The organism is Dietzia sp. CQ4 (assembly GCF_014145125.1).
Lineage (GTDB): Bacteria > Actinomycetota > Actinomycetes > Mycobacteriales > Mycobacteriaceae > Dietzia > Dietzia natronolimnaea.
On sequence record NZ_JAALDZ010000264.1, the window covers coordinates 1 to 7,915 of the forward strand.

General features: G+C 70.1%; 8 protein-coding genes, 1 tRNA gene and 1 other RNA gene. 3 read left to right on the forward strand and 7 right to left on the reverse strand.

Annotated elements, in window-relative coordinates; genetic code table 11:
• The 7 genes from nuoE to G6031_RS14350 form a co-directional block, all read right to left on the reverse strand.
• Positions 1-722 (reverse strand): NADH-quinone oxidoreductase subunit NuoE (nuoE, locus tag G6031_RS14320; protein ID WP_182653604.1); only part of this gene is annotated, 722 nt, incomplete at its 3' end.
• Positions 719-2,023 carry an NADH dehydrogenase (quinone) subunit D gene (gene nuoD / locus G6031_RS14325; protein ID WP_182653605.1) on the reverse strand — a complete coding sequence of 435 codons (1,305 nt, stop codon included), beginning with the start codon at positions 2,021-2,023 and terminating at the stop codon, positions 719-721. The genes nuoE and nuoD, both read right to left, overlap by 4 nt.
• Positions 2,023-2,748, reverse strand: coding sequence for an NADH-quinone oxidoreductase subunit C (locus tag G6031_RS14330; RefSeq protein WP_095717150.1), 726 nt, complete (start codon positions 2,746-2,748; stop codon positions 2,023-2,025). Before G6031_RS14330 ends, nuoD begins: the two co-directional genes overlap by 1 nt.
• Entirely contained in the window at positions 2,745-3,299 is a 555-nt protein-coding gene (locus G6031_RS14335) for an NADH-quinone oxidoreductase subunit B (protein WP_095717151.1), read from the reverse strand. Before G6031_RS14335 ends, G6031_RS14330 begins: the two co-directional genes overlap by 4 nt.
• Before the next feature lie 25 nt (positions 3,300-3,324).
• A complete protein-coding gene (locus G6031_RS14340) occupies positions 3,325-3,684 on the reverse strand; it encodes an NADH-quinone oxidoreductase subunit A (RefSeq protein ID WP_095717152.1) in 360 nt (119 codons plus the stop codon).
• 256 nt (positions 3,685-3,940) lie between these two features.
• Positions 3,941-4,267, reverse strand: a complete 327-nt coding sequence (locus G6031_RS14345) for a hypothetical protein (protein WP_241731218.1) — start codon at positions 4,265-4,267, stop codon at positions 3,941-3,943.
• A 183-nt stretch (positions 4,268-4,450) separates the two neighbouring features.
• A tRNA-Ser gene (locus G6031_RS14350) sits at positions 4,451-4,538 on the reverse strand.
• Between the two features lie 106 nt (positions 4,539-4,644).
• On the opposite strand from G6031_RS14350, the gene ffs reads away from it, so the two are divergent.
• The 3 genes from ffs to G6031_RS14365 all read left to right on the forward strand — a co-directional run.
• An RNA gene (ffs, locus tag G6031_RS14355) (signal recognition particle sRNA small type) lies at positions 4,645-4,739 on the forward strand.
• 47 nt (positions 4,740-4,786) lie between these two features.
• Positions 4,787-6,058: an aminotransferase class I/II-fold pyridoxal phosphate-dependent enzyme gene (locus tag G6031_RS14360; protein ID WP_182653606.1), complete on the forward strand. Its 1,272-nt coding sequence runs from the start codon at positions 4,787-4,789 to the stop codon at positions 6,056-6,058.
• A gap of 505 nt (positions 6,059-6,563) precedes the next feature.
• The coding region (locus G6031_RS14365; RefSeq protein ID WP_182653607.1) for a DNA polymerase III subunit gamma and tau at positions 6,564-7,915 on the forward strand (1,352 nt) is incomplete at its 3' end.

Genomic DNA, 7,915 nt, shown 5'->3' on the forward strand with positions numbered 1-7,915 from the left:
GCGTGCATCCCGGCCGCCCTCGCGGCACGGAGACCGGTCAGAGTGGGCCCGCCGGGCGCGCCGTCATTGGCGCCGGGGCGCGGGTCGGGAAAGCCCGCGAGGATGCGGGCGGTCTCGCGGAAGGTGCACAGCGGAGCACCGCGGGTGGGGGTCACCGTCCGCCCGGCCCGCAGGTCGTCGACCACCCGACGGGCCGAGGCGGGGGTCTGGTCGTCGAAGAACTCCCAGTTGACCATCACCACCGGGGCGTAGTCGCAGGCGGCGTTGCACTCGATGTGCTCCAGGGTCACCCTTCCGTCGTCCGTGGTGCCGGGGCCGTCGAGCTCGAGGTGCTCGGCGAGGGAGGCCAGGATCTCGTCCCCGCCCATCACCGCGCAGAGCGTGTTGGTGCACACGCCCACCAGGTAGTCACCCGTCGGGGTGCGGCGGTACATCGAGTAGAACGTCGCCACCGCCATCACCTCGGCCGCCGTCAGGTCGAGCACCCGGGCGCAGAACTCGATGCCGGCCGGGGTGATGTGCCCGTCCTCCGCCTGCACGAGGTGCAGCAGCGGGAGCAGCGCCGACCTGTCCTGCGGATAGCGGGCGACGATCACGGCGGCATCGGCGGCCAGACGCTCCCGGACCTCGTCCGGGTAGGTCCGCCGGGCGCCCGGGCGGACGATCGCGCCCGCCTCGTCGGGTTTCTGGCCGAACTGGAGGAAGACCGGCTCGCCGCTCATCGGTCGACACCCCCCATCACCGGGTCGATGCTGGCGACGGCGGCGATCACGTCGGCGAGCATCCCGCCCTCGCACATCGCGGCCACCGCCTGCAGGTTGGTGAACGACGGGTCGCGGTAGTGGACGCGGTACGGGCGGGTGCCGCCGTCCGAGACCATGTGCACCCCCAGTTCGCCGCGGGGCGACTCGACCGGCACGTAGACCTGTCCCGGGGGTACGGGGAAACCCTCGGTGACGAGCTTGAAGTGATGGATGAGCGCTTCCATCGAGCTGTCCATGATGTGGCGGACGTGCTCGGCGGAGTTGCCCAGGCCGTCGGGGCCCACCTTGAGCTGGGCGGGCCACGCGATCTTGGGGTCGGCGACCATCACCGGGCCGGGCTCGAGCCGGTCCAGGCACTGCTCGACGATCCTCAGCGACTCCTTCATCTCGTCCACGCGGATGACGAACCGGTCGTAGCAGTCGCTGCCCGACCCGGTCACCACGTCGAACTCATAGGTCTCGTACCCGCAGTACGGATCGGTCCGGCGCACGTCGTGGGGTAGCCCGCTGGCCCGCAGCACCGGGCCGGTCACCCCGAGGGCGATGCATCCGGTGAGGTCAAGGTAACCCACGCCCTCGAGCCGCATCTTCCAGATCGGGTTCTGGCGCAGGAGGAGCTCCATCTCGCGGATGCGACCGGGCATCACCTCCAAGAGCTCGCGGACCTTGGGCACGGCCTCGTCCGGGAGGTCCTGGACCACCCCGCCCGGCCGGACGTAGGCGTGGTTCATCCGCAGGCCGGTGATGATCTCGAAGACGTCCAGGACCATCTCCCGCTCGCGGAAGCCGAACAGCATGGGAGTACTGGCGCCGAGCTCCAGGGCGCCGGTGGCGAGCGCGACCATGTGCGAGGAGATCCGGTTGAGCTCCATGAGCATCACCCGGATGACCGACGCCCGCTCCGGGATCTGGTCGGTGATCCCGAGCAGCCGTTCCACCCCGAGGCAGTAGGCGACCTCGTTGAAGAACGGCGAGAGGTAGTCCATCCGGGTGACGAAGGTGACGCCCTGGGTCCAGTAGCGGTACTCGAGGTTCTTCTCGATACCGGTGTGCAGGTAGCCGATCCCACAGCTCGCGCGGGTGACGGTCTCGCCCTCGATCTCGAGGATGAGCCGCAGCACCCCGTGAGTGGACGGGTGCTGGGGGCCCATGTTGACGACGATGCGGTCGTCGTCGGCGTTCCGTGCCGCGTCGCTGATCGCCTCCCAGTCCTGCCCGGTCGCGGTGAGGACGGTGTCCGAGTCGGTTCTGTCGGCCATCAGCTGTAGGCCCTCCGCTGGTCCGGGGGCGGGATGGTCGCGCCCTTGTACTGCACGGGGATCCCGCCGAGCGGGTAGTCCTTGCGTTGCGGATGGCCCTCCCAGTCGTCCGGCATCTGGATGCGGGTGAGTGAGGGGTGTCCGTCGAAGTGGACGCCGAAGAAGTCGTAGGTCTCCCGCTCGTGCCAGTCGGTGGTCGGATAGATCCTGGTCAGGGACGGGATGTGCGGATCGGAATCGGGGGCCGAGACCTCCAGCAGCAGCCGGCGGTTGTGGGTGATCGACTGGAGCGGGTAGACCACGTGCAGTTCGTGGCCCGCGGCGTCGGGGTAGTGCACCCCGCTCGCCCCGAGTGACATCTCGAAGCGGAGTGCGGGGTCGTCCCGGAGTGTCAGCGCGACCGCCGGCAGATGTCGGCGCCGGACGTGCAGGGTCAGCTGTCCGCCGTGCACCACGACCTTCTCCACGGCCTCGTCGAAGGTCGGTCCGCCCCGCGATGCCAGTGCGGCCGTGAGCGCGGCGACCACCTCGTCGTCGTCCCCACCGTCGGGCGGCCGGGTACCGCCCGGCATGTCGACCGGGCGCACGAGCCCGCCGAACCCGGAGGTGTCCCCGGAGCCGCGCACCCCGAACATGCCGTGGCGGACGCCGACCGTGGTCGCGTCGGATCCGGCCGGGCCCGCGGGGTCCGGGGCATCGGCCGGGACCGGATGATCGCCGGTCACCGGAACATCCCCTCGACGGGGATGAGCGGACGCTGGTCCAGGGCCGCCTGCTCCGCCGCGCGGACGGCCTCGGCCCGGTTGGCGCCGAGGGGCATGTGCTGGATCTTGTCGTGCAGGGTGATGATCGCGTGCATGAGCATCTCGGGCCGCGGCGGGCATCCGGGCAGGTAGATGTCCACGGGGACGACGTGGTCGACGCCCTGGACGATCGCGTAGTTGTTGAACATCCCGCCCGAGGACGCGCACACACCCATGGCCAGCACCCACTTGGGCTCGGCCATCTGGTCGTACACCTGGCGCAGGACCGGGGCCATCTTCTGGCTGACGCGGCCGGCGACGATCATCAGATCGGCCTGGCGGGGGGAGGCCCGGAACACCTCGGTCCCGAACCGGGCCAGGTCGTAGCGGCCGCCACTGGTGGCCATCATCTCGATGGCGCAGCACGCCAGGCCGAAGGTGGCGGGCCAGAGCGACCCCTTGCGCATGTAGCCCGCGAGTTGCTCGACCGTGGTCAGCAGGAACCCGCTCGGCAGTTTCTCTTCCAGTCCCATGACTGTCTCCTCCTCCCGGTTCCGGTCAGTCCCAGCTCAGTCCGCCCCGACGCCACTCGTAGGCGTAGGCGACGGAGACGTTGAAGACGAACAGGGCCATCGCGGCCAGCCCGAACAACCCGAGGTTGTCGAAGTGGACGGCCCACGGATAGAGGAAGAGGATCTCGATGCCGAAGATGATGAACAGCATCGCGGTGAGGTAGTACTTCACCGGGAACCGTCCGCCGCCGACCGGCTGCGGGGTGGGCTGGATGCCGCACTCGTAGGCCTCGAGTTTCGACCTGTTGAACCGGCTCGGACCGGCCAGCGAGGAGACCAGCGAGGAGAAGACGGCAAAGGCGACGGCGACGGCCCCGAGGGCCAGGATCGGCACGTACTCGTTCATCGCGTCACTCCTCGCGTGTTCCTCGAGAAGGCACCTGTGGGCAGACTTCTCCTGCAACCGCATGGGATCGTCGGCGACCGGTGGTGGTGGGTTGACGGCCCGCCGACTCCCTGTCAGATCGGGGTGTCCCGGTCCTCGACTGTGACTCTACTCACATTGCTTTGACGTGTGTCTGGACTTTCGGCAGACGACTTCCGGGGTCTGCGGCGGCTGTCAACGGTTGCCGTCAACGGCGACCGTCCGTGGCGGCGGGCGCTCAAGTCGGCGCGAGGAGCGAGGTGACGGTGTCCCGCAGCCGGAGCGGGTCGATCGGGTGCGGGACCGACGCGTCGGCCCGGGACCAGTCGGCCAGCCACCGGTCGTCCGCGCGCCCGATCAGCACGAGGATCGGCGGGGTGTGGTCGAGCTCGTCGCGCAGCTGCTTGGCCAGACCCAGCCCGCCGGTGGGGGCGGCCTCGCCGTCGAGGATCGCGAGACCGATCCCCCCGGCGTCCATGTGCTCGATCACCACCGGTGCCGTGGCGACCTCGGTGAAGTGCAGTCGGGGGAGGTCGGGGTGCGGGCGCGTGCCCAGTGCTGACATGACGCGGCTGCGGGTCGCGGCGTCGTGGCTGTAGACGAGCACCCGTAGCTCGACGTCCGGACTGGTGATCTCGGTCACGTTCGCGATGCTACCGAGCGGGCTCGGCTGCGGTGGGGGCAGCCGGCGCACCGGCCGAAACGAGAGACGCGGCCCGGGCTCGAGAGCACCGGGCCGCGTCTGCGGCGGAGGATAGGGGATTTGAACCCCTGAGGGGCTATAAACCCCAACCCGCGTTCCAGGCGAGCGCCATAGGCCACTAGGCGAATCCTCCGTGGACGAGAGTACCCAGCGCGGCCAACCACTGGCAAACCATCCGGGAATCGCCGGCCACATCCCGGGCTGCGTGCAGCGGCGGAGGCGGCACGGCTAGACTCGTCACCGGACCCCGCGCGGCGTCCATCCTGTGAACTCCCCCAGGGCCGGAAGGCAGCAAGGGTCAGCGGGCTCTGGCGGGTGCGCGGGGTCCCTTTACGTCTGGGTACACACACCACCGACGATGTCGACCTCCCGGAGGCCACTATGGCGCTGTCCGATCTCTCCGCCGACGAACTGACCCGGCTCGAGTCGGAGTTGTCGTCCGAGTACGACACGCTCGCCGACCGGGGGCTGTCCCTGGACCTGACCCGCGGTAAGCCGTCGCCGGAGCAGCTGGATCTCTCCGAACGACTGCTGGCGCTGCCGGGGGAGGGTGACCACACGGCCGGCAAGACCGACGTCCGTAACTACGGCGGCGGCGCCGGTCTTCCGGAGCTCCGCGGGATCATCGCCGAACTGCTGGGGGTGGACGCCGGCCGCGTGATCGCCCAGGACAACGCGAGCCTGTCGATCATGTACGACCTGCTGACGTTCTCGATGCTGTTCGGCACGCCCGACTCCGAGCGTCCGTGGAAGGACGAGCCGAAGCTCCGCTGGTTGTGCCCGGTCCCCGGGTACGACCGTCACTTCGGCATCACCGAGGCCCTCGGTATCGAGATGATCCCCGTGACGATGGGGCAGGACGGTCCGGACATGGACGAGGTGGAGCACCTCGTCGCCACGGACCCGTCGATCAAGGGCATGTGGTGTGTGCCGATCTACTCCAACCCGACCGGCACCGTCTACAGCGGCCACACCGTGTCCCGGCTCGCCCGCATGGCCGCGGCCGCCCCGGACTTCCGGGTGATCTGGGACAACGCCTACGTGGTGCACACGCTGACCGAGGACTTCCCCAAGGTGCCCGATGTGGATTCGCTGGCCGCCGAGGCCGGGCACCCCAACCGATTCCTGCAGGTGTGTTCGACGTCCAAGATCACCTTCGCCGGGGCGGGCGTGTCGTTCCTCTCCGCCTCCGAGCCCAACCTCGACTGGTACCTGGGGCACACCGGGATCCGGTCGATCGGCCCCAACAAGGTCAACCAGTTGGCCCACGCGCGCTTCTTCGGAGACGCCGACGGGGTGCGGGACCACATGCAGAAGCACCGCGGGATCGTGGCCCCGAAGTTCGAGGCGGCCGCCGCCGCGCTGGACCGGAGGCTCGGTGGGTACGACGTGGCCCGCTGGACGAGTCCCGAGGGCGGGTACTTCATCGACCTCGAGGTGCCGGACGGCACCGCCACGGAGACCGTCCGCCTGGCCAAGGCGGTCGGGGTGGCTCTGACCCCTGCGGGTTCGGCCTATCCGTACGGGCAGGATCCCGACGATCGGCACATCCGATTGGCCCCCACGTTGCCGCCGCTGGCCGAGGTCGAGACGGCGATGGACGTCGTGGGGCTGTGCGCGCTGCTCGCCGCGTGCCGCGACGCACGAAACTGATGTAACAGCACCTCCCCCTTCGTTAATCACCTTCCCTCATGGGTCGGGTGCGCCGGGCGCCCGCCCTCGCGCTCCGGCGCGGGTCGCCGCGCCGTCTTCACCTGCGAGACATGCCCCGACGTGATCTACAACACGTTCCCATTGGGTGGGCACGCTGGGGGGACCGCGGCGGTGGCGCTGACGTGCACGTATGTCGCCAGCCGCATAGTTGAGCAATAGTCAACGAGGGGAGGTCCTTGATCCCCGCAGGTCGGCATGGTTGTATCTCTACCGTCCGGACCCCACAAGGGATCGGGCACCGGAGTGCGGCTGAGGGGCTGCGAGGGGCCGGTGCTTCGATCCTGGTCCGGAACCGCGCCGCGAGGGTCTGAGGGGGCCCGCACCGCCGCGCGAGGGACGTCGGGAGGGGCTGCGGAGACGCGGCCCCTCCGGTCATTTCCGGAGGTCGTGTCCCGGGACGCGGAGGGCGGACCTCGCCGTCGTACCCCCTGGGTACCCTCTACACGTGGCCCTCTATCGGAAGTACCGCCCCGCCTCCTTCGCCGAGGTCGTGGGCCAGGAGCACGTCACCGAACCGCTCTCGGTGGCCCTGTCCTCCGGTCGCATCAACCACGCCTATCTCTTCTCCGGCCCGCGAGGGTGCGGCAAGACGTCGTCCGCCCGGATCCTCGCCCGGTCGCTGAACTGCGTGGAGGGGCCCACCGCCACGCCGTGCGGGGAGTGCGACTCGTGCGTGGCCCTGGCGCCCGGGGGCACGGGCACGCTGGACGTCACCGAGCTCGACGCGGCCAGTCACGGCGGCGTGGACGACACCCGCGACCTGCGTGAGCGGGCGTTCTTCGCGCCGGCGTCGTCCAGGTACCGGGTGCTCATCATCGACGAGGCGCACATGGTCACCAACGCGGGCTTCAACGCCTTGCTCAAGATCGTGGAGGAGCCGCCGGAGCACCTCATCTTCATCTTCGCCACCACCGAGCCGGAGAAGGTGCTGCCGACCATCCGCTCGCGGACGCATCACTACCCGTTCCGCCTGCTCACCCCGTCGTCGATGCGCGGGCTGGTCGAGCGGATCAGCGAGCAGGAGGGCGTGAGGGTCGAGCCCACGGTCTTCCCCCTGGTCATCCGCGCGGGTGGTGGGTCGCCGCGTGACACGCTGAGCGTGCTGGATCAGCTGATGGCGGGCGCGGGCGAGGACGGCATCACCTACTCGCGTGCGGTGAGTCTGCTGGGGGCCACCGAGGTCGCGTTGATCGACGACACCGTGGACGCGCTCGCCGCGGGTGACGGTGCGACGCTGTTCCGGACCGTCGACAAGGTCATCGAGGCCGGGCTCGACCCCCGCCGGTTCGCCGCCGACCTGCTCCAGCGGTTGCGGGACCTGATCATGGTGCAGTCGGTGCCCCAGGCCATCGAGCGCGGGCTGGTCGACGCCCCGGTCGAGCAGGCCGACACCATGCGGCGCCAGGCCGAGAACATCGGACCCGCCACCCTGGCGCGGTGTGCGGACATGGTGCACGAGGGGATGGGGTCGATGCGCGGCGCCACCTCGCCCAGGCTGCTGCTGGAGATCCTCTGCGCCAAGCTGCTCCTGCCCTCCGCCGACGACTCCATGATCGCGCTGTTGCAGCGAGTCGAGGCGCTGGAGTCGGGCACCGCGCAGGCGGCCACCGCGCCTGCCGGTGGTGCCCGGGTCCGGGACGGGGGTCCGTCCGGAGTGGGTGGGGCTTCGCCGGACGACGACGAAGGGCGCACCGGCCCGGGCGGCGCACCCGGCACGCAGCCTCCGGCCCAGGCGGAGGGTCGGCCGAAGTTCGTGCGCCGATCCCAAGCGCAACCCGCCGAGCCGGCCGCCCGGCA